Annotated in this window: 19 protein-coding genes; 11 read left to right on the top strand and 8 right to left on the bottom strand. The window is 72.0% G+C overall.

Features of this window, described 5'->3' with window-relative positions:
• Positions 1–70: 70 nt before the first annotated feature.
• Entirely contained in the window at positions 71–1,594 is a 1,524-nt protein-coding gene (locus tag Q8W71_RS04855; RefSeq protein ID WP_305524204.1) for a DegQ family serine endoprotease, read from the top strand.
• 103 nt (positions 1,595–1,697) lie between these two features.
• Entirely contained in the window at positions 1,698–2,216 is a 519-nt protein-coding gene (locus tag Q8W71_RS04850) for a coiled-coil domain-containing protein (RefSeq protein ID WP_305524203.1), read from the top strand.
• A gap of 13 nt (positions 2,217–2,229) precedes the next feature.
• On the opposite strand, the gene serB is transcribed toward Q8W71_RS04850, so the two are convergent.
• Positions 2,230–3,123: a phosphoserine phosphatase SerB gene (gene serB / locus Q8W71_RS04845; protein ID WP_305524202.1), complete on the bottom strand. Its 894-nt coding sequence runs from the start codon at positions 3,121–3,123 to the stop codon at positions 2,230–2,232.
• On the opposite strand from serB, the gene miaA reads away from it, so the two are divergent.
• On the top strand, positions 3,122–4,036 hold the full coding sequence (miaA, locus tag Q8W71_RS04840; RefSeq protein ID WP_370875338.1) for a tRNA (adenosine(37)-N6)-dimethylallyltransferase MiaA: 915 nt from the start codon (positions 3,122–3,124) through the stop codon (positions 4,034–4,036). The two genes, serB and miaA, sit on opposite strands and share 2 nt — an antisense overlap.
• 21 nt (positions 4,037–4,057) lie before the next feature.
• On the opposite strand, the gene Q8W71_RS04835 is transcribed toward miaA, so the two are convergent.
• Positions 4,058–4,927, bottom strand: a complete 870-nt coding sequence (locus tag Q8W71_RS04835; RefSeq protein WP_305524200.1) for an NAD(P)-dependent oxidoreductase — start codon at positions 4,925–4,927, stop codon at positions 4,058–4,060.
• A gap of 229 nt (positions 4,928–5,156) precedes the next feature.
• Between Q8W71_RS04835 and Q8W71_RS04830 the strand changes: the two genes are divergently transcribed.
• The 4 genes from Q8W71_RS04830 to Q8W71_RS04815 all read left to right on the top strand — a co-directional run bounded on the left by Q8W71_RS04830 (position 5,157) and on the right by Q8W71_RS04815 (position 11,424).
• Entirely contained in the window at positions 5,157–7,214 is a 2,058-nt protein-coding gene (locus Q8W71_RS04830) for a carbon starvation CstA family protein (protein WP_305524199.1), read from the top strand.
• Between the two features lie 4 nt (positions 7,215–7,218).
• Entirely contained in the window at positions 7,219–7,443 is a 225-nt protein-coding gene (locus Q8W71_RS04825) for a YbdD/YjiX family protein (RefSeq protein ID WP_305524198.1), read from the top strand.
• A gap of 115 nt (positions 7,444–7,558) precedes the next feature.
• Positions 7,559–7,993, top strand: coding sequence for a tellurite resistance TerB family protein (locus tag Q8W71_RS04820; RefSeq protein WP_305524197.1), 435 nt, complete (start codon positions 7,559–7,561; stop codon positions 7,991–7,993).
• 140 nt (positions 7,994–8,133) lie between these two features.
• Positions 8,134–11,424, top strand: a complete 3,291-nt coding sequence (locus Q8W71_RS04815) for an efflux RND transporter permease subunit (RefSeq protein WP_305524196.1) — start codon at positions 8,134–8,136, stop codon at positions 11,422–11,424.
• A gap of 46 nt (positions 11,425–11,470) precedes the next feature.
• Here the strand turns inward: Q8W71_RS04815 and Q8W71_RS04810 are convergent, their stop codons facing one another.
• The 5 genes from Q8W71_RS04810 to Q8W71_RS04790 form a co-directional block, all read right to left on the bottom strand.
• A complete protein-coding gene (locus Q8W71_RS04810) occupies positions 11,471–12,682 on the bottom strand; it encodes a methyl-accepting chemotaxis protein (RefSeq protein WP_305524195.1) in 1,212 nt (403 codons plus the stop codon).
• Positions 12,683–12,896: 214 nt separating this feature from the next.
• Positions 12,897–15,872, bottom strand: coding sequence for an Rne/Rng family ribonuclease (locus Q8W71_RS04805; RefSeq protein ID WP_305524194.1), 2,976 nt, complete (start codon positions 15,870–15,872; stop codon positions 12,897–12,899).
• A gap of 582 nt (positions 15,873–16,454) precedes the next feature.
• Positions 16,455–17,789, bottom strand: a complete 1,335-nt coding sequence (glcF, locus tag Q8W71_RS04800; protein ID WP_305524193.1) for a glycolate oxidase subunit GlcF — start codon at positions 17,787–17,789, stop codon at positions 16,455–16,457.
• A gap of 118 nt (positions 17,790–17,907) precedes the next feature.
• On the bottom strand, positions 17,908–19,095 hold the full coding sequence (glcE, locus tag Q8W71_RS04795) for a glycolate oxidase subunit GlcE (RefSeq protein ID WP_305524192.1): 1,188 nt from the start codon (positions 19,093–19,095) through the stop codon (positions 17,908–17,910).
• A 125-nt stretch (positions 19,096–19,220) separates the two neighbouring features.
• On the bottom strand, positions 19,221–20,810 hold the full coding sequence (locus tag Q8W71_RS04790; protein WP_305524191.1) for a gamma-glutamyltransferase family protein: 1,590 nt from the start codon (positions 20,808–20,810) through the stop codon (positions 19,221–19,223).
• Between the two features lie 176 nt (positions 20,811–20,986).
• Here Q8W71_RS04790 and Q8W71_RS04785 point away from each other — a divergent pair, with 176 nt between their 5' ends.
• Both Q8W71_RS04785 and Q8W71_RS04780 read left to right on the top strand, forming a co-directional pair.
• On the top strand, positions 20,987–21,568 hold the full coding sequence (locus Q8W71_RS04785) for a HupE/UreJ family protein (RefSeq protein ID WP_305524190.1): 582 nt from the start codon (positions 20,987–20,989) through the stop codon (positions 21,566–21,568).
• Positions 21,569–21,579: 11 nt separating this feature from the next.
• On the top strand, positions 21,580–21,939 hold the full coding sequence (locus Q8W71_RS04780) for a winged helix-turn-helix domain-containing protein (RefSeq protein WP_305524189.1): 360 nt from the start codon (positions 21,580–21,582) through the stop codon (positions 21,937–21,939).
• Between the two features lie 127 nt (positions 21,940–22,066).
• Here Q8W71_RS04780 and Q8W71_RS04775 read toward each other — a convergent pair whose 3' ends face one another.
• Positions 22,067–22,558 carry a lysozyme inhibitor LprI family protein gene (locus Q8W71_RS04775; protein ID WP_305524188.1) on the bottom strand — a complete coding sequence of 164 codons (492 nt, stop codon included), beginning with the start codon at positions 22,556–22,558 and terminating at the stop codon, positions 22,067–22,069.
• A 265-nt stretch (positions 22,559–22,823) separates the two neighbouring features.
• On the opposite strand from Q8W71_RS04775, the gene Q8W71_RS04770 reads away from it, so the two are divergent.
• The gene (locus Q8W71_RS04770; protein ID WP_305524187.1) at positions 22,824–23,525 is read left to right on the top strand and encodes a metal ABC transporter permease; all 702 of its coding nucleotides are present in this window, start codon (positions 22,824–22,826) and stop codon (positions 23,523–23,525) included.
• 397 nt (positions 23,526–23,922) lie between these two features.
• Positions 23,923–25,611, top strand: a complete 1,689-nt coding sequence (locus Q8W71_RS04765; protein ID WP_305524186.1) for a porin — start codon at positions 23,923–23,925, stop codon at positions 25,609–25,611.
• Positions 25,612–25,981 lie beyond the last annotated feature (370 nt).

Here is a 25,981-nt window from a genome sequence, read left to right as displayed (position 1 = left end):
CGAAGCCCGGCCGCCGATCTGACGTCGGCGGCCGCGAGGGCCGGGAAACGCGTTCTTGGAGAGGCCTGCCATGCACCCTGTCGCGAGCGCCCGTCCGGCGCCCCTCCGCCGCGCCCGATCGCGGGCCCGTTCGATGATGACCGCCCTGCTCGTCGGCGCGTCGGTGGCGGGCGCGGCCCTGCCGGTGCCGGCGCTGGCCAAGGGGCCCGCCTCGCTCGCCGACCTCGCCGAGCAGGTCACCGACGCCGTGGTGAATATCTCGGCCTCGACCACCGTCGAGGCGCGCGGCGGCCGCACCGGGCCGCAACTGCCGCCCGGCACGCCGTTCGAGGACCTGTTCGAAGAGTTCTTCAACCGCCGCGGCGGCCGCAACAACGAGCGCAACGAGGAGACGCCGCGGGCGCAGCGCAAGTCGAACTCGCTGGGCTCCGGCTTCATCATCGACGCCTCCGGCCTCGTCGTGACCAACAACCACGTCATCGGCGACGCCAACGATATCCAGGTCATCCTGCACGACGGCACCAAGCTGAAGGCCGAGATCGTCGGCAAGGACCCGAAGATCGACCTCGCGGTGCTGCGGGTTAAGCCGACCGCGGAGCGGCCGCTCAAGGCGGTGCCGTTCGGCGATTCCGACAAGATGCGCCCGGGCGACTGGGTGATCGCCATCGGCAACCCGTTCGGGCTCGGCGGCTCGGTCTCGGCCGGCATCGTCTCGGCCCGCGGCCGCAACATCGAGTCCGGCCCCTACGACAACTACATCCAGACCGATGCGGCCATCAACAAGGGCAATTCCGGGGGGCCGCTGTTCAACATGGACGGCGAGGTGATCGGCATCAACACCGCGATCCTGTCGCCCACCGGCGGCTCGGTCGGAATCGGCTTCGCGGTGCCCTCGGGCACGGCCAAGCCGGTGATCGACCAGCTCCGCGAGTTCGGCGAGGTCCGCCGCGGCTGGCTCGGGGTGCGCATCCAGAACGTCGACGACGCCACCGCCGAAGCGCTGGGCCTCAAGGGCGGCGCCCGCGGCGCGCTGGTGGCCGGGGTCGACGAGAAGGGACCGGCCAAGGCCGCGGGCCTCGAGGTCGGCGACGTGATCGTCAAGTTCAACGGCATGCCGGTGAAGGCGTCGAGCGATCTGCCCCGCGTCGTGGCCGCGACCCCCGTCGGGCAGAAGGTCGACGTGGTCGTGGTGCGCAAGGCCGAGGAGGTGACGAAGCCGGTCACCCTCGGCCGCCTGGAAGACGGCGAGAAGCCGCAACTCGCCAACCTGCGCCAGCCGGACCCCGAGAGCGCGGTGCGGCAGGCGCTCGGCCTCAACCTGTCGGGCATGACCGACGAGCTGCGCAAGCGCTACGCGATCAAGGACGGCGTGAAGGGCGTGGTCGTCACCCGCGTCGACCCGAACTCGACCGCCGCCGACAAGCGCATCCAGCCCGGCGAGACCATCGTCGAGGTCGGCCAGGAGGCGGTCTCGACCCCCGCCGACGTGACCAAGCGCGTCGAGGCCCTCAAGAAGGACGGCCGCAAGTCGGTGCTGCTGCTGGTGGCGAGCGCCAACGGCGACGTGCGCTTCGTGGCGATCGGACTGGACTGATTTCACCGATCCGGCGCTCCGCGATCCCGCGCGTTGACGCGGGCGCGGGCGCCGGTCCACCTTGCGTCACGGATAGGTATCCCAACGAGCGCCAGCCGCCACCATGACCGCGGTCGCCTTCGATACGCTGAAGTTCTCGCGCACGCTCCGGGAGAAGGCTCGGCTGTCGCCCGAGCAGGCGGAGGGCTTGGCCGACGCGCTGGTCGAGGTGCTCGACGGCAATCTCGCGACGAAGGGCGATATCGCGGCCGTCCGGGGCGACATCGAAGCGCTGAAGATCCAGACACAGGCCGATATCGAGGCGCTCAAGCTTTCGACCAAGGCCGGCATCGAGGCGCTCGGGTTGTCGACCAAGGCCGACCTCGACGCCCTCAGGCTTTCGACCAAGGCCGACCTCGATGCCCTCAGGCTTTCGACCAAGGCTGACCTCGACGTCGTCAAGCTTTCGACTAAAGCCGATATCGACGCACTGAGGCTCTCGACTAAAGCGGATATCGAAACCGTTCGCAGGGAGATCGCGACCTCCAAGGCCGAGACGATCAAATGGCTTATCGGCGCCGTCGGCTTCCAGACGATCGCCGTTCTCGGAGCTGTGCTCGCCCTCTCACGCAGTCTTCACTGACCGCGTTCGATTCTCACCCCACGAACTCGCTCGCCGCGTAGCCCTGAAGGTACAGCAGCGCGGTGAGATCGCCGTGCTCCACCCGCGCCCGCGCGGCCGCGGCCACCGCCGGCTTGGCGCGGAAGGCGACGCCGAGGCCGGCCTCGCCCAGCATGTCGAGGTCGTTGGCGCCGTCGCCGACCGCTAGGGTGTCGGCGGGGGCGAGACCGAGCCGGTCGCGCAGTTCGATCAGGCTCGCGCGCTTCTCGGCCTTGCCGACGATCGGGTCCTCGACCGAGCCGGTCAGGCGCCCGTCCGCCACGCACAGCCGGTTGGCGCGGTGCTCGTGGAAGCCGATCGTCTCGGCGATCGGTCCGGTGAACAGGGTGAAGCCCCCCGAGACGAGGCAGGTGTGGGCGCCGTGGGCGCGCAGGGTCCGGACCAGGGTGCGGCCCCCGGGCGTCAGGCTCAGCCGCTCGGCGATCAGCCCGTCGACCGCGCCGACGGGGATGTCCTTCAGGAGCGCCACCCGCTCGCGCAGGGCCGGCTCGAAGGCGATCTCGCCGCGCATCGCCCGCTCGGTGATCGCCGCGACGTGGTCCTTCAGCCCCAGCGTGCCGGCCAATTCGTCGATGCATTCCTGCTCGATCATGGTCGAGTCCATGTCGGCCAGGAACAGGCGCTTGCGGCGATGGGCGTCCGCGGGCAGCACCGCCACGTCGACCGGCTCGGAGCCCAGCGCCGCGCGCAGGCGCTCGGTCAGGGCCAGGGCGTCGGCGGCTCCGCCCGGCACCGGCAGCTCGGCCGCGACCGCGCGGTGCAGGATACGGGGCTGGTGGTCGGTCCCGAGCACGGCGCGGGCCTCGGCGAGCACCGCGTCGGTGATGGCCGGGCGCTCCGGGTTTGCTATCAGGACCGCGACCAGCATGCGGAGCAACGCCTTGTCATCCGAGGCCCGGGATCGTCCGGCGGCGGTCCTCATCGCAGGGCCGACCGCCTCGGGCAAGTCGGCACTCGCGAGCCGGATCGCGCGCGCGCGCGGCGGCGTCGTGATCAACACCGACTCGATGCAGGTCTACGCGGACCTGCGCGTCCTCACCGCGCGGCCGGACCCGGAGGAGGCGGGCCGCGTCCCGCACCATCTCTACGGCCACGTGGACGGGGCGACGAACCACTCCGCCGGGCACTTCGCCCGGGACGCGGCGGCGCTGCTGCGCGACCTCGACGGCCGCCTGCCCGTCTTCGTGGGCGGCACCGGCCTGTACTTCCGCGCCCTGGAGCAGGGTCTTTCCGAGCTGCCGCCGGTGCCGGAGGCGGTGCGGGCGCGGGTGCGGGCGGAGGCCGAGGGGCGACCGACCGAGGCGCTGCACGCCGATCTCGCCCGCCTCGATCCCGCGGGCGCCGCGCGCCTGCGCCCCAGCGACCGCATGCGGGTGATGCGCGCCCTGGAAATCTTCATGGGGACCGGCCGGCCGATCGAGAGCTTCCACGGCGATCCGGTGCCGGGCCCGCTGGCGGGATGGAATCTCGAAAAGATCTTCCTGGCGCCGGATCGCGCGGAGCTGCGCGCGCGGATCGACGCGCGCTTCCGGGCGATGATCGCGGCCGGCGCCCTCGACGAGGTCGCGGGCTTGCGCGCCCGCCGCCTCGACCCGATGCTGCCGGTGATGCGCGCCCACGGCGTGCCCGGGCTGATCGCCCACCTCGACGGGACGCTCGACCTGGAGGCGGCCATCGCGCGGGGGCAGGCGGACACGCGCGCCTACGCCAAGCGCCAGTTCACGTGGTTCCGTCACCAGATGGGGCCGGACTGGCGCTGGGTCGATCCGGCCGCACTCTGACGGGGTCACAGCGCTCCAGTCTTAGCGCTCCAGTCGGGCGACGAGGCTCGACGTGTCCCAGCGGCCGCCGCCCATCGTCTGCACCTCGGCGTAGAACTGGTCGACCAGCGCCGAGACCGGCAGCTTGGCGCCGTTGCGCCGGGCCTCGTCGAGGAGGATGCCGAGGTCCTTGCGCATCCAGTCGACCGCGAAGCCGAAGTCGAACTTGCCCGCGTTCATGGTCTTGCCGCGGTTCTCCATCTGCCAGGAGCCGGCCGCGCCCTTGGCGATCACGTCGAGGACCGCCTCCACGTCGAGGCCGGCGCGCTTGGCGAAGTGCACGCCTTCGGAGAGCCCCTGCACGAGGCCGGCGATGCAGATCTGGTTGACCATCTTGGTGAGCTGGCCGGCGCCCGCGGGTCCCATCAGCCGGCAGGCGCGGGCGTAGGAGCCGATCGCGCCCTCGACCTTGGCGTAGGTCGCCGCGTCGCCGCCGCACATCACGGTGAGCACGCCGTTCTCGGCCCCCGCCTGGCCGCCGGAGACCGGCGCGTCGATGAAGCCGAGCCCCTTCGCCTCGGCCGCCGCGGCGAGTTCGCGGGCGACCTCCGCCGAGGCGGTGGTGTGGTCGACGAAGATCGCCCCCGGGCTCATCCCGGCGAGCGCCCCGTCCTCGCCGAGCACCACGCTGCGCAGGTCGTCGTCGTTGCCGACGCAGGCGAACACGATCTCCGCGCCCTCGGCCGCCTGACGCGGGGTCGCGGCGTGCGCGCCGCCGTTGGCCTTCACCCAGGCCTCGGCGCGTGCGCCGGTGCGGTTGTAGACGGTGACCTCGTGGCCGCCCTTCTTGGCGAGATGCCCCGCCATCGGCGAGCCCATCACGCCGAGCCCCAGGAACGCAACCTTCGCCATCGCCCGTCTCCAGCCCTGTCGCCGAAATGCGGGCGCTGTATAGCGCAGTATGGCGCGGGCGCGACACGGCAGGGGTGACGAATCCATCCCCGCCACCGCGGACCCGAGGGAACAATTCGGCATCGAATGTCGCGGAGCGGTTCGGAAAGGATTTGCTTACCGGCAAAATTCCGCCAAAAAGCCGTTCGGTCTCCGGCCCTGAAGAGCCGGTCACGGGAGCGAGACGGCGATGACCGCTTTGCAGAAACACGGGCCCTGGGCCCTGGTGGGGGCGCTCGGCGCGGCCGCGCTCGCGATCGTCGCGACTCAGCGCGGCGAGACGATCAACGCCCTCTGGATCGTGGTGGCGGCGGTCTGCGTCTACCTGATCGCCTACCGCTACTACTCCCTGTTCATCGCCAACCACGTGATGCGCCTCGATCCGAAGCGCGCCACCCCGGCCGTGCGCCACAACGACGGGCTCGACTACGTCCCCACCAACAAGTCCGTGCTGTTCGGCCACCACTTCGCCGCCATCGCCGGCGCCGGCCCGCTGGTCGGCCCGGTGCTCGCCGCGCAGATGGGCTACCTGCCCGGCATGCTCTGGATCCTGGCCGGTGTCGTGCTCGCGGGCGCGGTGCAGGACTTCATGGTCCTGTTCGTCTCGATGCGCCGCGACGGCCGCTCGCTCGGCGAGCTGATCCGCTCGGAACTCGGCACGGTGCCCGGCATCATCGCCCTGTTCGGCACCTTCATGATCATGGTGATCCTGCTGGCGGTGCTGGCGCTCATCGTCGTCAAGGCGCTGGCCGAGAGCCCCTGGGGCACCTTCACCGTCATGATGACGATCCCGATCGCCATGCTGATGGGGATCTACACCCGCTACATCCGCCCCGGTAAGATCGGCGAGGTCTCGATCCTCGGCTTCATCCTGCTGATGGCCGCGATCGTGTTCGGCGGCTCGGTGGCCGACAGCCCGGTCTGGGGCCCGGCCTTCACCTTCACCGGCACGCAGCTCTGCTGGCTGCTGATCGGCTACGGCTTCGTCGCCTCGATCCTGCCGGTCTGGCTGCTGCTCGCCCCGCGCGACTACCTCTCGACCTTCCTCAAGATCGGCACGATCGTCGGGCTGGCGCTCGGCATCGCCATCGTCGCCCCGCACATGCAGATGCCGGCGCTGACGAAGTTCGTGGACGGTACCGGCCCGGTCTGGTCGGGCAGCCTGTTCCCGTTCCTGTTCATCACCATCGCCTGCGGCGCGGTCTCGGGCTTCCACTCGCTGATCTCGTCGGGCACCACGCCGAAGCTCATCGCCAGCGAGGCGGACGCCCGCTTCGTCGGCTACGGCGGCATGCTGATGGAATCGTTCGTGGCGATCATGGCGCTGGTCGCCGCCTGCGTGATCGATCCCGGCGTCTACTTCACCATGAACTCGCCGGCCGCCCTCCTCGGCACCACGCCGGAGACCGCCGCCGCCGCCGTGACCAAGCTCGGCTTCCCGACGACCCCCGAGGTCATCACCCAGACCGCCCAGGATGTGGGCGAGCACACCATCATCTCGCGGGCCGGCGGCGCGCCGACGCTCGCGGTCGGCATGGCTCACATCATCTCCTCCGCCATCGGCGGCAAGGCGATGATGGCCTTCTGGTACCACTTCGCCATCCTGTTCGAGGCGCTGTTCATCCTCACCGCGGTCGATGCCGGGACGCGGGCCTGCCGGTTCATGGTGCAGGACCTGATCGGGCTCGCCGCGCCGGGGTTCAAACGCACGGACGCCTGGGTCCCGAGCATCGTCGCGACCGCGATCTCCGTGGGCGCCTGGGGCTACTTCCTCTACCAGGGGGTGACCGACCCGCTGGGCGGCATCAACACCCTGTGGCCGCTGTTCGGCATCTCCAACCAGATGTTGGCCGCGGTGGCGCTGACGCTGTGCACGGTGGTGATCTTCAAGATGAAGCGCGAGCGCTACGCGTTCGTGACGATCATCCCCACCATCTGGCTGTGCATCTGCACCCTGACCGCCGGCTGGCAGAAGATCTTCTCGGCCGACCCGCGGATCGGCTTCCTCGCCCACGCCGACCGCTACAGCGCGGCCGCCGCCGAGGGGAAGGTGCTGGCCCCGGCCAAGAACGCCGACCAGATGAGCCAGATCATCTTCAACGACCGCATCGACGCCGCGCTCGCCGCCCTGTTCATCGGGCTCGTGCTGGCGATCGCCGCGTTCGGGATCCTGGCCTGCGTGAAGGCGTGGCGCGCCGACCGCTGGACGGCTCTGGAGACCGAGCCCAAGATGGTCGCGGCGGAGTAGGCCCATGGCGCAACCGTCGCAGACCCTGCGGAACCGCTGGCAGACGCTCACCAAGTGCGTCTGCGACGGCGCCCGGCTGATGGTCGGCCAGGGGGATTACCAGACCTACGCCGACCACGTCCGACGCACCCATCCCGACCAGGAGCCGATGACCGAGCTGGAGTTCTTCCGCAACCGCGAGAACGCCCGGTTCGGCGTCGGCAACACGTCGGGCTTCCGCTGCTGCTGAGGGGCTGCCGCGCGGCATCCGTCGGCGCCGCGCCGGCCCTCCGGGCGGCCGAAGCTCGGCCGCGACTTGACTCGACCGCGGCAATGCCCGCCTTTGCTGTCCGCAGGAGGTGGGTATGAGCATATTCCAGGACGCCATCCTTCGGTTCGGCCGCACGATCATGTCGTATGCGGGCGACGCGGTGTTCCTCCAGGCCTCGGTCTCGGCGGCGGCCAACGTCATCGTCGCCGACGGCGACGTGGCCGAGGAGGAGATCGACTCGGCAATCACCGGGATCCGCGCCAACCCGATCCTGGAGAAGTCCTACGACACGCTGCGCGTCGAGCAGGAACTCTACGAGGCGATCACGCGGGCCAAGTCCCGCGCCGGGCGGCTGGAGAACCTGCGCTTCGTCGGGGCCATCGCCGAGCGGCCGGTGGAACAGCGCCAGGACGTGTTCCTGATCGGCGCCGACGTGGCCGATTTCGGCGGCATCAGCGAGGTCGAGCACAAGGCGCTCGACGAGATCGCCGCCGCGCTCCACGTCGACAAGAGCGCGCTGCTGCGCTGACGACGCCCCGGGGCCCCGCGGAGCGAGCCGGCCGCCACGGCCCCTGCGACGGCGGCGCGCCTCGCCGCGGCCCGCGTTTCACGCCAGGATTGCGCCCGTGACGCCGGCTGCCCGGAACGCGGGCGCGGAGACGTGAGCGCATGGGTCTCGTCCTCTACGCCCTGAAGTTCCGGATCACGACCTACGTACTCGCCGTGCTGATGATGCTCGGCGGCGTCGGCGCGATCGTCGTCATGCCCAAGGACGTGCTGCCGGTCGTCGACATCCCGGTCGTCGTGGTGGTCTGGACCTACAACGGTCTCGCCGCGCCGGAGATGGAGCAGCGGATCACGACCTACTCGGAGTACTCGTTCTCCAACAACGTCAACAACATCCGCCGCATGGAGTCGACCACGCTCCAGGGCACGGCGGTGCAGCGCATCTACTTCGACCAGTCGGTCAGCATCGACCTCGCGGTGGCGCAGGTGGTGTCCTCGGCGAACTCGATCCGCGCGGTGATGCCGCCGGGCACGCAGCCGCCGATCGTGGTGCGCTACTCCGCCTCCTCCGTGCCGGTGATCCAGATGGTCCTGTCCTCGGCCAAGGACAGCCTGAACAAGGTCTACGATTACGGCCTCTACCGCGTCCGCCAGACGCTGACGCAGGTGCCGGGTTCGACGCTGCCGACGCCCTTCGGCGGCGCCCCGCGGCAGATCATGGTCGATCTCGACCTCAACGCGCTCCAGGCGCTCGGGCTGACGCCGCTCGACGTCACCAACGCGATGAGCGCGCAGAACCTCACCGTGCCCTCGGGCCTCTCCAAGATCGGCGAGCAGCAATACCCGATCCAGCTCAACGCCACGCCGCCCTCGATCGAGACGCTCAACCTCGCGCCGATCACGGTGGTGGCCGGCCAGCCGGTGCTGATGCGCGACGTGGCCTACGTCCGCGACGGCGGGCCGCCGCAGGTCAACGTGGTGCGCGCCGACGGCGGCCAGGCGGTGCTGCTGCCGATCATCAAGAACGGCAACGCCTCGACGCTGAGCGTCGTCGACAACGTGAAGGCGATGATGCCGCTGATCCGCGCGGCCGCGCCGGAGGGCATGAGCGTCAAGCTGCTGTTCGACCAATCGGTGTTCGTGTCGAACGCGATCCGCGGGGTGCTGCACGAGGCGGCCATCGCCGCCGCGCTCACCGGCCTGACCATCCTGCTGTTCCTCGGCTCGTGGCGCTCGACGCTGATCGTGCTGATCTCGATCCCGCTCTGCGTCATGACCTCGCTCGCGGCGCTGGCAGCGCTCGGCGAGACCATCAACGTGATGACGCTGGGGGGCCTCGCGCTCGCGGTCGGCATCCTCGTGGACGACGCCACCGTGGCGATCGAGAACACGTACCGCCTGTTCGAGGAGGGCGAGGAGTTCCGGGAGAGCGTCGTCCACGGCGCCGCCGGCATCGCCAAGCCGGCGCTGATCTCGACGCTGTCGATCTGCGCCGCCTTCACCGCGGTGTTCGCGCTCGCCGACACGCCGAAGTTCCTGTTCACCCCGCAGGCGATGGCGGTGGTGTTCGCGATGCTGACCTCGTACCTGCTGTCGCGCACCCTGGTGCCGCTGCTGATCGACGTGATCGTCGCCCCCGAATACGCGGCCAAGCACGCGAAGGATCGGCCCGGGAGGGATCGTCCGGCGGAGGACGGGCAGGAACGGGGTGCGCCGCGGCGGACCCGGCTCGGGCGCGCGGCGGGGGTGGTCGGCCGCCCGGTGATCCGCTTCGCCCGGTGGTTCCACGCTGGTTTCGAGCGGCGCTTCGCGGCCTTCCACCGGGGGTATGTCGGGCTGCTGCACGTCGTGCTCGCCCGGCGGATCGCCACGGCCTGCGTCGCCGGGGCGATCCTGGCGCTCGGCGGCACGCTGTTCGCCTTCACCGGCCAGGACTACTTCCCCGAGATCGAGGGCAGCCAGATGACGCTGCACCTGCGCACCCGGCCGGGCATGCGCATCGAGACCACCGAGCAGGTCTTCGCGCAGGTCGAGGACGTGGTGCGCGAGGTGATCCCCGAGGGCGAGATCGAGCAGATCCTCGACAATATCGGCCTGCCGTCGATCAACTACAACTTCGCCTTCTCCGACGGCTCGTTCGTGGCCTACAACGACGGGCAGATGCTGATCAGCCTCAAGGAAGGGCACGGGTCGATCGCAGCCTACAAGAAGCGCCTGCGCGCCGTGCTGATGCAGCGCTTCCCCGACATGATCGCCTACTTCCAGCCCGCCGACATGATCACCCAGATCCTCAACTTCGGCGTGATCACCCCGATCGACGTGCAGGTCTCGGGCCGCCACCCCGAGAAGGACCTGGAGGTGGCGCAGAACATCGTCCGCCGGATGAAGGAGACCAAGGGCCTCGTCGACGTCCACCTCCAGCAGATCGTCAACGAACCGCAATTCTACATCGACGTCGACCGGCGGCTGGCCTCCGAGCTCGGGCTCACGCAGCAGGCGGTGGCGCAGAACATGAACATCTCGCTGTCCGGCAGCTATCAGGTGACGCCGAACTTCTGGCCGGACCCGAAGACCGGCATCCCCTACCAGCTCTGGGTGCAGACGCCCGAGTACCGCAACAGCTCGCTCACCGACCTGCGCAACACGCCGCTGTTCGTGCGCGCTTCCACCGGCTCGGGTCCCGGGGTGCTGACCCTGCTGTCGAGCGTCGCCGACCTGCGCCGCGTGCCGACCCAGACGGTGATCAACCACGTCAACGTCCAGCCGACCTTCGACATCTTCGCCTCGGTGCAGGACCGTGACCTCGGCTCGGTAGCGCGGGATATCCGGGCCATCGTGCAGGACGAGCAGAAGAATCTCGAGGCGCCCGACAAGATCAGCATCCGCGGCCAGATCGAGAACATGGACTCGGCCTTCCTCCGCCTGGAGATCGGCCTCGGCATCGCGCTGATCGCCGTCTACCTGCTGATGGCCGTGAACTACCAGAGTTGGGGCGACCCCTTCGTGGTCATCGCCGCCCTGCCGATGGCGTTCTGCGGCATCACCGTGAGCCTGTTCATCACCGGCACGACCTTCTCGATCCCCTCGATCTTCGGGGCGATCATGTCGGTGGGCATCGCCTCGGCCAACTCGATCCTGCTCGTGACCTTCGCCAAGGAGCACCGGGAGGCGACCGGGTGCAGCGCCTTCGAGGCGGCGATCACCGCGGGCGAGACCCGGCTGCGGCCGGTGCTGATGACGGCGTCGGCGATGTTCCTCGGCCTGATCCCGATGGCGCTCGGCACCGGCGAGGGCGGCGAGCAGAACGCGGCGCTCGCCCGGGCGGTGATGGGCGGTATCGCCTTCGCCACCCCGGCGACGCTGCTGCTCGTGCCGTTCCTCTACGTGCTGCTGCGCGGCGGGCCCGCCCAGCCGGTGGCGGACTACCTCGAACCCGAGGCCAAGCCGGCCTGAACCGGCAGGGATCTCGAAGGGCCGCGCCCTTTCGAGATCCCGGTTCTCAGGCGGCCTGCGCCTCGGCGAGGGCGGCCTCGAAGGCCTGGAAGTCGGCCGTGGCCCCGTCCCAGGCCGACGCGCGCACGTGACCGAGCATCGCCGCGGCGTGGGTCCGCGCCCGCGCCAGGGCGATTCCGACCGCCCCGTCGAGGGCGGGGTCGGGCTCGATCGCCCGGGTCTCCCCGTCCGCGGATTGCAGCCCGACCAGCACCGCGGCGAGCCGGCGGCGCCACGCCGCGCAGTCGGCCGGGAGCCGGGCCCGGCGCAGCGCCCGCGCCTCGCCATCCTGACGGTCGAGCAGCGTCCGGCCGAGATCCTCCATCCGGTCGAGCTGGCCCAGCGCGTCGCCGATCTCGCGGCGCGACTTGTCGGTGCCGGCGGCGATGCGGCCGACGCTCTCGGCGATCTCGGCAGTGGCCAGGATCTGCTGGTCCATGATGGCGGCGGTGGCGCGCACCTGCTCGGCCACGCAGGCCACGGTGCCGCTCTCCGCCTCGACCCGGGCATTCGCCCGCGCCATCGCTGCGGCCCCGGCCTCCACCGCCGCGCGGCTCTCGGTGACGGCCGCCTGCATCGCCGCCAGTTCGCCGCGCAGACCCGTCAGCCGGGCGCGGATCTCCTCGGTCGCCCGAGCGGTCTGCCCCGACAGGGCCTTCACCTCGGCGGCGACCACGGCGAAGCCGCGGCCGGCGGCACCGGCGCGGGCCGCCTCGATCGTCGCGTTGAGGGCCAGCAGGTTGGTCTGAGCCGAGATGGCGGCGATGGCGCCGGCCATCTCCTCGATCCGCGCGGCGGCCTGGGCGAACCCGTCGAGGCGCCCGCCGATCTCCGCGGTCCCGCCCTCGATCCGGCGCATGCCGTCGCCGGCCTGCCGCAGGTCCGCGACGCAGTCGCCGATCCCGGAGCGCACCGCCTCGGCGCCGCCCGCGGCCTCCGCGGACCGGGCGGCGATCTCCCGGGTGGACGCCGCCATCTCCTCGCTGGCGGCGGCGATGAGGCGCGCCTGCTCGGCCATACCCGCGGCGTCGTGGGTCAGCCAGCCGATCGAGGTGCCCGCCTCCGAGGCGGAGGCCGAGAGGCGCGCCTGAAGGGCGAGACCTTCGAGATCGACGGCGGGCGCGGAGACCACCGGCGCGGGAGCCTCGGGCTCCGGAAGCAGGATCGATTCGGCGGCCTGGGGCGGGGGGGCCTTCGGCCTGTTGAACAGGCTCAGCATCGTCGAGCGGCCTCGGGTTGCGAGTTGGCCCCTCTAGGTCGCACAACGATCTTTATCGCCGGTAAAACCTACAGTCGTAAATGCGGCGGCCGCCGCGAATTCGCGTGAACTATGTCGCCGCGCAGCGAGACGCCCCCGGGATCGGCAGATCCCGGGGGCGCTGTGAGCGATCGAACCCTGTGCATCCCGCGCCGTGAGCGGCGCGGGACACGATTCACTCGCCGCCGAGGGCGGCCTTGGTGCGCGACCACCAGCCGGCGCGCTTGGGACGGTCCGGATCGGCGGGCGGCGTCAGCACCACCGCCACGGGCTCCGGCGGCGGGCCTGCCGGGGCGGCCGTCTCCGCAGCGGTCTCGACGGACGCGTCCGCCGGCGGAATGTCGGTCGCAGCGACCGGGAGATCCACGGCGATCTCCGCGGGCGCGGCCCGCGTTTCCTCGACGGCGGACAGATCGGCGGCGCTCACCGGCTCCTCGGTCAGCAGCGGAACGACGGCCTCGGGCTCCCCGGACACGTCCTCGGACGCCTCCACCGTCTCGTCCCGCTCGCGGGTCCGCTCGGACCGGCCGCGACCGCCCCGGCGCCCACGGCGGCGGCGGCGGCCCGCCTCGTCGTCGGCGGCACTCGCCTCGCCGGCCTCCTCGCCGCCCTCGGTGGGCGCCGCCGGAGCGGCCGCCTCGACGGGGTCGCCGGCGCTCTCAGCCGCGGTCTCGTCGAGCTCCCCGGCCTCCTCGTCATCGCCGTCGGCGGCATCGTCGGACGCGCCCTCGGCCGTCTCGCGGCCCTCCTCGGAGCGCCCGCCGCGGCGGCGGCGGCGGCGGCGGCGACGGCGTCCGCCCTCGCCCTCCTCGCGCTCCTCGTCACGACCCTCGCGGCGGCTCTCCTCGCGCCCCTCGGCCGCGGCCTCCTCGACCTCGGCCTCGGCGTCCTCCACCTCGTCGCCTTCGTCCTCGTCCTCGAATTCCATCGCCGGCGAGATCGCGGTGGCGCGCACGCCGGTGACCGGCCCCTCCGCCCGCTGCGCGGGCTCGCCGCGGTCGAGCTGGAACGCCGCGGTGGCCGCAAGCCGCTCGTCGGCGGCGATGGTGAGGGTGACGCCGAACCGGGTCTCCAGCTCGCGCAGGTGCGCCCGCTTCTGGTTGAGAATGTATAGCGCCACCTCGGTGCGGGTGCGCAGCACGAGGTTGTGGGTGGCCGACTTGACCAGCGCCTCCTCGATCGAGCGCAGGATGTGCAGGGCCACCGAGGCGGTGGCGCGCACGAAGCCCGAGCCGCCGCAATGCGGGCAGGGGATCGAGGAGGATTCGAGCACGCCGGTGCGGATGCGCTGGCGGCTCATCTCCATGAGGCCGAAGGGCGAGATCCGGCCGACCTGGATGCGGGCGCGGTCGTTCTTCAGGCACTCGTTGAGCTTCTTCTCGACGGCGCGGTTATTGCGCTTCTCCTCCATGTCGATGAAGTCGATGACGATCAGGCCGGCGAGATCGCGCAGGCGCAACTGCCGGGCGACCTCCTCCGCCGCCTCGAGGTTGGTCTTGAGGGCGGTGTCCTCGATGTCGTGCTCGCGGGTGGCGCGGCCGGAATTCACGTCGATCGAGACCAGCGCCTCGGTCGGGTTGATGACGAGGTAGCCGCCGGACTTCAGCGAGACGTGGGTCGAGAACATCTGGTCGAGCTGCTGCTCGATCCCGTAGCGCGCGAAGATCGGCGTTGTCTCGCGGTAGGGCTTCACCGTCTTCGACTGGCCGGGCATCAGCATGCGCATGAAGTCCTTGGCCTCGCGGTAGGCGTCCTCACCCGCGACCAGAACCTCCTCCAGATCCTTGTTGTAGAGGTCGCGGATGGCGCGCTTGATCAGCGAGCCCTCCTCGTAGACCAGCGCCGGGGCGATCGACGACAGCGTCAGCTCGCGGACCGACTCCCACAGCCGCATCAGGTACTCGAAGTCGCGGGCGATCTCGGGCTTGGAGCGCGAGGCGCCGGCGGTGCGCAGGATGACGCCCATCCCGTCCGGCACCTCCAGGTCCTGCACGACCTCCTTGAGGCGCTTGCGGTCGGCGGCCGAGGTGATCTTGCGGGAGATGCCGCCGCCCCGGCCGGTGTTGGGCATCAGCACCGAGTAGCGGCCGGCGAGCGACAGGTAGGTGGTGAGCGCTGCGCCCTTGGTGCCGCGCTCCTCCTTGACCACCTGCACGAGGATGATCTGGCGGCGCTTGATCACCTCCTGGATCTTGTAGTGGCGGCGGGGCGCGCGCGGGCGCTCGGGAATCTCGGCGAGCGCGTCGCCGTTGCCGCCGACCTGGGCGATGCGGGGCTCGGCGTCGGGATCGTCCGACTCGTCCTCGGAATCGTCCTCCTCGTCCTCGTCATCCTCCGCGTCGTCGTCCTCGTCCTCTTCGGACTCGTCGTCCTCCGCGTCCTCGTCCGCCTCGGTCTCCTCGCGAACGTCGCGAGCCTCGACCGCGGCCTCACCGATGGGCGCCGCGTCGGCGCCGGCCGGATCCGCGGCGACCGTCAGCTCTTCCGTGATCGCGATCACCGCCTCGGGCTTCACCTCGGCGTCGAGCTCGACCGCGGGCGCCTCGGCGGCCGGGGTTTCGGCCGGGACGTGCGGGGAAGCGTCGCTCTCCGGCGCCGGCTCGGCGGCGGCCTCGCCCTCGGTCGCGAGTTCCTCGCGCACCGCCTCGGCGTTGTCGGCGAGCGCGTCCGGCTGGCCGGCCGCGTCCGCGGCGATGCCCTCGGGTGCGCCGGTCTCCGCCGCGAGGCTCTCGTCGGACGAGATCTCGGACGGGACCGCGGCGCTCACCGTCTCGTCGGTGCGGGTGCGGGCCTCGGCGCGGCGGCCGCGGGAGCGGCGGGACGAGCGGCGGCGGCGCTCCTCGCGCTCGCGGTGCTCCTCGTCCTCGCGCGCCTCCTCCTCCAGCAGTGCCTGCCGGTCGGCGAGCGGGATCTGGTAGTAGTCGGGGTGGATCTCGTTGAAGGCGAGGAAGCCGTGGCGGTTGCCGCCGTACTCGACGAAGGCCGCCTGGAGCGAGGGCTCCACCCGGGTGACCTTGGCGAGGTAGATGTTGCCGCGCAACTGGCGCCGGCTGGCGGACTCGAAGTCGAATTCCTCGACCCTAGACCCGTGGACCGTGACGACCCGGGTCTCCTCCGGGTGCATCGCGTCGATGAGCATCTTGTTGGCCATGACGAACTCTCGGCATGGCGGCCGACGTCGCTCTCCTCATGCGGGATCCCGGCGGTGCCCCGTCCGGCATGGAATCTGCCGTCCGGGGTTCCGGCCTCGTCGCCGAGGCCTCAGGGCTCGATGGGGGGAATGGACCGTCAACCGCCGGTCGGCGCCCTGGGCGCCTGGGGTTGAACCTGGCCGGGAGGCTGGAGGAGCCGGCGCAACGCGGCGTGCGTGCGCGCGGGGCACGAGCAGCGGCGAGCGTTGCTGTGCGTCCCTCCATCCCGTTTCCGACCTCGCGAAACATCTCGGCCGGTTGAGCCCCGACCGTGAATCCTGTGTGCGGCGGGATCCGCCGCGTCGTCCGACACCTGTCCAGGATCTCGCCCAAAGGGCAAAGACGTCCGCCGTCGCTCGCGCGGGCCGTGAAGGCCCGCCGCGACACCGCGTCCGTATTCTCGGGAGAACTCGGCCGCGTCCGCGGGCCTGAGGGCCGGCGGGACCGGAGAGGGGTCGATATCATTACAGATCGCCGCGCCGATTTGGCAAGGGTCGCGGACGGGGCAATGTCACAGGCGTGTCACGCTCGGTTCCGGCTGCCTACTCCGCCGCCTCCAGCCGCGGCGCGACGCCCGCCAGCGCCGCGGGGCGCGGGCCGCCGGTCGCCCAGTCGAGCAGCTCGACGGTGTGGACGATCGGGATGCCGGTGCCCTTGCCGATCTGGGTGACGCAGCCGATGTTGCCGGTGGCGATCAGGTCCGGCTTCAGCCGCTCGATGTTGGCGACCTTGCGCGCCCGCAGCTTGGCGGCGATCTCCGGCTGGAGGATGTTGTAGGTGCCGGCCGAGCCGCAGCAGATGTGGCCCTCCGGCACGTCCTTCACCGTGAAGCCGGCCTTCTTCAGGAGCGCCTTCGGCTCGGTGCGGATGCCCTGGCCGTGCTGCATCGAGCAGGCGGAGTGGTAGGCGACCACGAGGTCGCTCTCGGCCGTGGGCGCCATCAGCCCGAAGCTCGCCATGTACTCGGTCACGTCCTTGGCGAGCCCCGAGACCCGCCGCGCCTTCTCGGCGTAGGCGGGATCGTCCCGGAACATGAAGCCGTAATCCTTGATCGTCGTGCCGCAGCCGGAGGCGGTGACGAGGATCGCGTCGAGGCCGCGGGCGATCTCGGCGTCCCAGGCGTCGATCGCCTGCTTGGCGAGCGCGTGGGAGGAATGCTCCTTGCCCATGTGGTGGGTCAGTGCCCCGCAGCAGCCCTCGTCGGCCTGCACCACCTCGACCCCGTGCCGATTGAGCAGCCGGATCGCCGCCTCGTTGAAGTCCGGCCGCAGCACGCTCTGGGCGCAGCCGCGCAGCAGCGCCACGCGTTTCTTCGCGACCTGGCCGCCGTTCGGCGGGAAGGTCCCGGGCCGGTTGGTGGGGTTGCTGCCCGGGAGACTGGCGGGGGCGAGGTCGAGCATCGCCGCGAGCCGGTTGCCGACCCGCGGCAGCCGCGCCACCAGCCCGCGGAACGGCTGCCCGAGCTTGGCCGCGATCAGCGCCAGCCGGAAGCGCCGCGGATAGGGCAGCACCTGGGCGAGCACCGCCCGCAGGAGCCGGTCGCCGGCCGGGCGCGCGTAGGTGGTCTCGATATGGGCGCGCGCGTGGTCGACGAGGTGCATGTAGTGCACTCCCGACGGGCAGGTGGACATGCAGGACAGGCACGACAGGCAGCGGTCGACGTGCTTGACCACCTCGGCGCTCGCCGCCTTGCCGCCCTCCAGCATGTCCTTGATCAGGTAGATGCGCCCGCGCGGACTATCGAGCTCGTCGCCCAGCAGCAGGTAGGTCGGGCAGGTCGCGGTGCAGAAGCCGCAATGCACGCAGGTCCGCAGGATCTTTTCCGAGGCCGCCATGGCGGGATCGGCGAGCTGGGCGGGGGAGAAGTTGGTCTGCACGATCCGATCCTGCCTGCTCTCCTCCGCCTGCGGGAGGAGGTGGGGACGCGGAAGCCACCGCGGCGCTCGATCCTGAGCCGCCCCCGCTGATCCCTCCCCAAGGGAGAGGGGACGAAACTCACACCCCCGCGTACATCCGCCCAGGGTTCAGCACGCCGCCGGGGTCGTGCGCGGCCTTGATCCCCGCGGTGATCCGCATCAGCGGCTCGGAGAGCGGTTCGAACACCGGCACGGCGGCGCGCACCGCGTCGGGGGCGCGCACGAGCGTCGCGTGTCCCCCTTCGGCCCGCACCGCGGCGCGCACGGCCTCGGCGCCGGCGTCCCCCGCGGCGGGGGTCGAGAGCCAGATCAGGCCGCCGCCCCAGTCGTAGAACCAGCGCGCATCGAGGCGCCCTGCGAGGGAAGCGGTGAGCGCCGCGCCCCGGGTCGGGGCGGTGGAGATCCGCCACAGGGCGGCGTCCCGCGGCTCGGCGAGCGGCGCGGCGTCGCGCACCGCGCGCCACAGGGCGGCGCCGTCCGCGCCGTCGCGAATCTCCGGCGCGCCGTAGCGCTTGAGCAGGCGGCGCAACGCGCCGATCCGGTAGTCGACGGAGTCGGAGAATCCCTCGAGTCGCATCAGCGTGCGCGCCTCGGCCCCGCCGATCCCGGCCGGCAGGTGGGCGGCGCCGATCAGCTCGAAGGGCGAGCCCAGCGCCGCCGACAGCGCCGCGATCGCCCGGGCGTCGTCGAGGCCGGGGAAGACCAGGGTCGCGACCCGCTCGGAGGCCGGAAGCACCTTGAAGGTCACCTCTGTGAGGAGGCCGAGCGTGCCGTGGGCGCCGGCCATCAGCTTCACCAAATCGAGGCCTGTGACGTTCTTCATCACCCGCCCGCCGGACTTGATCGCCTCGCCCCGCCCGTTGACGAAGCGCACGCCGATCAGGCTGTCGCGGGCCGCCCCCGCGGTGATGCGGCGGGGCCCGGCATTGTTGATCGCCGCCACCGCGCCGATCGTCGGCTCGCCGGCGGTGCCCATGACCCCGCGATAATCCACCGGCTCGAACGGCAGCATCTGGTTGCGCGCGGCGAGCAGGGCCTCGACCTCGGCGAGCGGCGTGCCGGCGCGGGCGCCCACCACCATCTCGGCGGGCTCGTACAGGGTGATGCCGGTGAGATTCCGGGCGGAGAGGGTCGCCTCGTCCTGCGCGGGGCGGCCGAGACCGGCATTGGTGCCGCCGCCGACGAGGCGCAGGCGCTCGCCGCGCGCGGCGGCCGCGCGCACAGTATCCGCCGCCTCCGCCTCGGTCCCGGGCTCGTAGCCGCCCATCGTTTCCCGCCCCGCCCTCTTCTTTAGTCCGGATCCAAGGTGTTGCCGGAACCCGGCGCGGTTGCAAGGCGGGATCGGGTCGCGGGCGGGCGCGCGGCTTTCATCGCGCGCAATCCTTCCCCCGGTCAGTAGCCCAGGGCGCTGCCGTCCTTGCGGGGATCGGAGCCCGCCACCAGCGTGCCGGCCGCGCGGTCGATCCAGATGATCTGGCCGCCGCCGAGCGGCAGGGCTGCCCGGAGCACGGGGTGGCCGCGCTCCGCCAGCCCCGCCATCACCGCGTCGGGGATGCCGGCCTCCAGCTCCAGGCCGCCGCCGTAGGCGAAGCTGCGGGGGGCGTCGAGGGCCTCCTGCACGTCGAGGCCGCGGTCGAGGATCCCCGACAGGAGTTCCACGTGGCCCATCGCCTGATAGTGGCCGCCCATCACGCCGAACGGCGCCACCGCCCGGCCGTCGCGCATCAGCATGCCGGGGATGATGGTGTGCATCGGCCGCTTGCCCGGGCCGATGCTGTTGGGGTGGCCGCCCTCCGTGCGGAACGACAGGCCGCGGTTGTGCAGCAGCACCCCGCTCTCCGGCGCCAGGATCCCGGAGCCGAAGCCCTGGAAGATCGAATTGATCAGCGACAGCGCGTTGCCGTCCTGGTCGACCACGCAGAGATAGACGGTGTCGCGGTGGGCCACCGCCTCGGCCGCCTCGGGGTAGAGCACCGGTCCGCGCGCCCGGGTCATGTCGATGTCGCCCCGCGCCGCCGCGTGCCACGCGTCCGACAGGAGGTGCGAGACCGGCACCCGCGCGAGGTCGGCGTCGCCGAACAGGGCGTCGCGGTGGTGGTAGGCCTGCTTGCACGCCTCGGCGAACAGGTGGATCCGGTCGAGGTCCGACAGGGCGCCGACATCGTAGGGCTGGAGCACGTTGAGCATCATCAGCGCCGCGAGCCCCTGGCCGGCGGGCGGGCACTCGTAGACGTCGTAGCCGCGGTAGCGGGTGGCGATCGGCGTCACCGTGTCGGCACGCGCCGCGGCGAAGTCGGCGGGCGTGTGCAGGCCGCCGAGCCGGCTGAGTTTTTCGACCATGTCGGCGGCGACCGGCCCCTCGTAGAACCCCCGCGGCCCCTCTTCCGCGATCCGGCGCAGGGTGGCGGCGAGCCGCGGCAGCCGGAACAGGTTGCCCGCGGCGGGCGCGCGCCCCTCCGGCAGGTAGAGGGCGGCGGCGTCCGCGTCGGCCCTGACGCGGGGGGCGCAGCGCGCCCAGTCCCAGGCGACCCGCGACTGGATCGCGAAGCCCTCTTCCGCGTAGCGGATCGCGGGTTGCAGCAAGTCGCCCAGCGGGCGGGTGCCGTGCGCGCGCACCAGCCGGTCCCAGGCCGCGACCGCACCCGGCACGGTGACGGCGTGGGGCGACGTGGCCTCGATCCCGACCCCGTGCTCCGCGTACCAGTCCGGCGTCGCGGCGGCGGGCGCGCGGCCCGAGCCGTCGAGGGCGATCGGCACGGCCGCGCCCGCGGGGGCGTAGAGGGCGAAGCAGTCGCCGCCGATTCCGGTCATCAGCGGGTCGACGACACACTGAACAGCGACGGCGGCGATCCCGGCATCGACCGCGTTGCCGCCGCCGCGCAGCACCTCGATCGCCGCGAGCGTCGAGAGCGGGTGCGAGGTCGCGACCGCGGCGTTGGCGGCATAGACGGGCGAGCGTCCGGGGCGGGAGAAATCTCTCAACGGTCGATCCTCACGGGGTCTGTCCTCACGGGCGCCCGGGGCCGGGCCCGGCGGCCTCGGCCGGCGCGCGCACCTTAATCCCGACGCTCCGCCGCTTCGAGAGGCTTGCCGCCGCCCTCTCGCTCCGCCGCGGGAACGGCGCTACATCCGGGCTCCAGACCCACCGGAGCCCGTCGATGAAGCGTCTCCTCCCCCTCGCCGCCGCGCTGCTCCTGCTGCCGCAGGCCGCCCTCGCCCATCCCGGCCACGGCGCCGCCACGGGGGCGGAGGCCGGCTTCCTGCACCCCTTGCTCGGGGCCGACCACGTGCTGGCGATGGTGGCGGTCGGGCTGCTCGCGGCCCTGCGCGGCGGGCGGGCGCTCTGGGCGCTGCCGGCCGCGTTCCTCACCCTCATGACCGTCGGCGCCGGCCTCGGCATGGCGGGGGTCGCTCTGCCCTACGCCGAGACCGGCATCGCCCTGTCGATCGTCGCCTTCGGCCTCGCGGCGATGGTCGGCTTGCGCGCACCGGTGGCGGCGCTCGCCGCCCTCGTCGGCGGGTTCGCCCTGTTCCACGGCCACGCCCACGGCGCCGAGATGCCGGAGACCGCCTCCGGCCTCGCCTACGGGCTCGGGTTCCTGGCGGCCACCGCGGGGCTGCACGCCGCCGGGATCGGGCTCGGCCTCGCGGGGGCGCGGCTCGGCACGTCCCGGGCGGCGCCCGCGCTCGGGGCCGGCGTCGCGGCCGCGGGCCTCGCGCTGATGGCGCTGCCGGCCTGAACCGGCCCGCCATGGGCGCGGCCGAGGCGACCGGTCTCCCGCGCCTGAGCCTGCGGGTCGATCTCGGGCCCGACCACCGGCTCGGCCCCGGCAAGGTGCGGCTCCTCGAAGGGATCGCCGCGCACGGCTCGATCGCGGCCGCGGGGCGGGCGCTCGGCATGTCCTATCGCCGGGCGTGGTGTCTCGTGGAGGCGATGAACGCCGGCTTCGGCCGGCCGGTGGTCGAGGCGCAGGTCGGCGGCCGGGCCGGCGGCGGCGCCCGCCTCTCCCCCTTCGGCGCCGAGGTGGTGGCGCAGTACCGGGCGGCCGAAGCCGCGGCGTCGGCGGCCGCGGCCCCGTTCCTCGCCCGGCTCGTGGATCTCGGCGATTGACGCGTCCGCTGGGCTGGCCCGGCGCAGTGCCAAACCGGGATCCGCTTCGGCGAGGATCGCCCCAGACCACTGGAATCGCAAAAAACATCCTTCGCGGATGCCGGTCCCCGGTTCTGCGCATCGCGCCCTAATGGAGCGGATACCGGCTCAGCAGATCCGCGGTGCGCTGGACGGTCCTGTCGTAGCGGCAGGCGTACTGCGCGCCGGTGGCGCCGCTGCCGCTCGCCCACTCGCTGAGGATAAGGTCGCCGCAATCCGCGTCCCGGAATGCGATCCAGGCGCGCTGCGCCGCGGCGAGCTGGGCCTTCCAGGCGGCCTTCGCCGCCGCGTCCATCCCGCGGTCGTCGCCGTCGATCACCGCGAGCGCCTTCCGGTAAGCGGCGTTGAGCCGCGCGTCGGCCTCGTCGAGGGCCCGGTGCAGGCAGGCCTGGGTCGCGGGCGTCGAGGTCTCGTTCAGGCACAGCTTGGCCGAGGGCTGCTCGGCCGACGCGGCGAAGGCGGCGACGCTCCAGGCCGCGCACGCGCCCAGGAGGCGGCGGCGGGCGCGGCGGGAGGTGTGCAGGCGGGATGGATGCAAGCGGGAAAAGTGCGAGCGGGCGGCGTGCAGGTTGGCGGGCATGCTGGTCCGTCCTCGATCGGGCTGGCGTCCGGCGGGGCGCCGCGGTGTCCCGCGGGTCGGCCGGCGCGGGGGACCCTAGCGACGCTCCCGGAATCTCCCGTTACCGCGCATCCGCCTCCACACCGGCGGGACGGCGGTCGCTTCGGAGGCCGGCGGTGCCCGTCGCGGGGAGGGCGGAACCGATCGGGGCCCGCGGCGTACACGGGGGCACCCGCACAGGCCCGCGCCGCCCAACAGGCCCGCGCCGCCCGGAGGACCGGATCCCATGACACGCATCCCGACGATCGCCCTGACTGTCATGCTCGCGCTCCCCGTGACCGCGCGGGCAGCGCCGCAGGTCGAACGCCTGCGCGGCACGATCGCCGCGGTCGAGGGCGCCACGGTCACCCTCAGGACCGCGGACGGCCGCGAGGACCGCTTCACCGTGGCCCCGGACGCCCGTATCTCCTGGGTGGTGCCGTCGAGCCTCGACGCGATCCGGGACGGGGTGTTCATCGGCACCGCTACCCGGGACGAGCCGCCGGTGGCGCTGGAGGTGGTGCTGTTCCCCGAATCGATGCGCGGCACCGGCGAAGGCCGCTACCCGTGGGACGCCATCGCCGATCCCACGGCGGGGGGAGCGCGGGTGAGGAGCACGATGACGAACGGCCAAGTGACGGCGGACGTGCGCTCCACCGCCCCCGACATCGCGCCGGAGGCGGGCCCGCGGGTGAAGAGCACCATGACGAACGGCACCGTCACGGCGCGCGGCGGCGGGGCGGAGCGCACGCTGACCGTCGATTACGGCAAGGGGCAGTCGATCCAGATCCTCGTTCCGCCGGGGGCGCCGGTGGTGACGTTCGAGCCGGCCGATCGCGGGGCGATCACCGCGGGCGCGAAGGCATTCGTCGTCGTGGCGCGCGAGGACGGGCGTGCGACGGCCAGGCGCATCGCCGTCGGGAAGGACGGCCTGACGCCGCCGATGTGAGCCGCTCCGGCGGGCTGGGAAACCGTCCGCCCGGCCCGCGGAGCGGCGGGTCCGGCGATTCGCCCGACCGCCCGCGGCCGGACGGTTTTGCACAATGCATCGGAAGCATTCGGCCCACCGCCGCGACCTTTCCACCGCTTTCACAGGACGGCGGCGGCTATAGGCCGTGCAATTGTTGCGGCCCGGCAACATCGCATCGGAACCGCCGCGCATCCCGCAAATCTGCGTTGCCCCGCGAAACCCGTTCGCACATGGTGAGCGTGCACGGGGGCATCTCCAAACAGAGAGCCCGCATGAGCCTGCCGCCAAGACGCAGGCCGCAAAACGGAATGCGCGGCGAGACTCGGACCAACCGGGCACGACCGCACTCACGGGTCTCGAAGCTTTGGAGAATTCGATGAAGCTCTTGAGGAGCTCGCTGCTCGGTTCGGCCGCCGCCTTCGCCGCGGTCGGAGCAGCCCACGCCGCCGACCTGCCCGTCAAGAAGGCGGTGCCGATCGAGTACGTCCGCATCTGCACCGCCTACGGCGCCGGCTTCTTCTACATCCCCGGCACCGACACCTGCATCCGCCTCTCCGGCCGCGCCCGGTTCGAGGGCGGCTACCAGACCGCCTACACCCGGCAGTTCGGCCAGGGCGGCGACACCGCCGGCTACCGCGGCCTCGCCCGCATCAACGTCGATGCCCGCACCCAGACCGGCTACGGCACCCTGCGCGCCTTCCTGCGCATCGAGGTCGCCTCCCGCACCGGCGGCCCGTACGGCGGCGGCACGTCCGGCACCCAGCAGCGCATCGCGCAGGCCTTCCCGGGCCTCGGCGTCGATCAGTTCGGCCGCTCGCAGATGTACGTGAACGCCGACAAGGCGTTCGTGCAGTTCGCCGGCATCACCGCCGGCCGCGCGTCCTCGTTCTTCGACTTCTACGCCCACGACTTCGAGTTCACCGCCGCCACCGCCGGCTCGGACATCGCCTCCACCAACCTGCTGGCCTACACCGCCACGCTGGGCAACGGCTTCTCCGCCACGCTCTCGGTCGAAGACCCGGTCTTCCGCCGCAGCGGCCTGTTCTCGCCGACCGTCAACGCGAACGCCGTCGCGACCAACGCCGCAGTCGCGAACTTCGGCATCACGAGCTCGCCGATCCCGGTGATCACCGGCTACAACGCCGCCGGGTTCCCGTCGCGCTTCAACTTCGTCGACGGCATCGAGAAGAGCCGCCTGCCCGACTTCGTCGGCGCCCTGCGCTACGACAGCGCCTGGGGCTCGGCCCAGCTCTCGGCCGCGGTGCACGAGCTGAACGCCAACAACGTCCAGAACAACGTCCTGGGCTTCGTCCCCGGAGCGGGCCTCGGAACCGCCGCCACCGCGGCCAACGGGTCTCAGCTCGCCTTCCCGCACACCCGCACCGATTACGGCTGGGCGGTGCAGGGCGGCCTGAAGGTCAACGCGCCGTTCATCGCCCCGGGCGACACCTTCTACCTCCAGGCGGCCTACGGCGAAGGCGCGCAGCTCTACACCGGCTACTCCTCGTACTCGGGTGGCTACATCCAGAACTCCGCGACCATCCAGGGCCAGAAGTTCCAGCAGTACTTCGCGGACGCGACGGTCAACCCGATCACCGGGCAGATCCAGAAGTCGAACTCCTTCACGGTGTCGGCGGCCTACCTGCACTACTGGGCTCCGGAGTGGCGCTCGGCGGTGTTCGGCAGCTACGGCGAGATGGACTTCGGGGCCGGGGCCCGCGCGGCCCAGGGCCTGGTCTTCAACGTCATTAACCCGAACAACTCGTTCGCCGCGAACGGCATCGGCTTGCCCGGCACGCGGTTCTACCAGCTCAGCCAGGCGCTGCGCGACACCTACCAGTTCGTGGCGGGCGCCAACCTGATCTGGTCGCCGGTCAAGGACCTCGATATCGGTGTGGAAGGCCTCTACACGCAGATCGGCGTGCAGCGCGGCCGGGTGATCGACCTCGACAAGGATCCGACCGCCTACAGCCGCGTCGCCGCGATCAACGCCGGCGGCCTCGTGCGCACCGCCACCAACGACGGCGTCAGCCAGGTCCGCATCCGCGTCCAGCGCGACTTCTGATCGCCGAAGCGGCCCCGGGCACGAAGCTCCGGGGCCCGAAGCGACCTCCGTCCCTCGCGGACCTCAAGGGCCCGGCCTCAGCGCCGGGCCTTTTTCGTGCTCCGGACCGCACATCCGCGCGGGCAGAGGCGGGGGCAGACCGGCGGCTGATGCAGGCCCGGTGCGCGGACCGACGAAAACGTGAAGCCGCCGACCCTACAGCCGGGGGCCTTTGTCCCGCGCCTCGCGTTGCCGCCGTCCGGATGCACTGATACCCCGGGCGCGAGATCACTCTATCGCCGGCCGCACCCGCCCGGAGGACAGGGCGGGACCGTTCCCGCCAGCCCCGGGCGGTGCGTCGACCAGGACTGAGCGGCCCGCGAGAGGCCGC

This window comes from Methylobacterium amylolyticum (genome assembly GCF_030700245.1).
Taxonomy (GTDB): domain Bacteria; phylum Pseudomonadota; class Alphaproteobacteria; order Rhizobiales; family Beijerinckiaceae; genus Methylobacterium.
The sequence above is the reverse complement of the archived record's forward strand: the minus strand, read 5'-3'. Positions and strand labels throughout refer to the sequence as shown.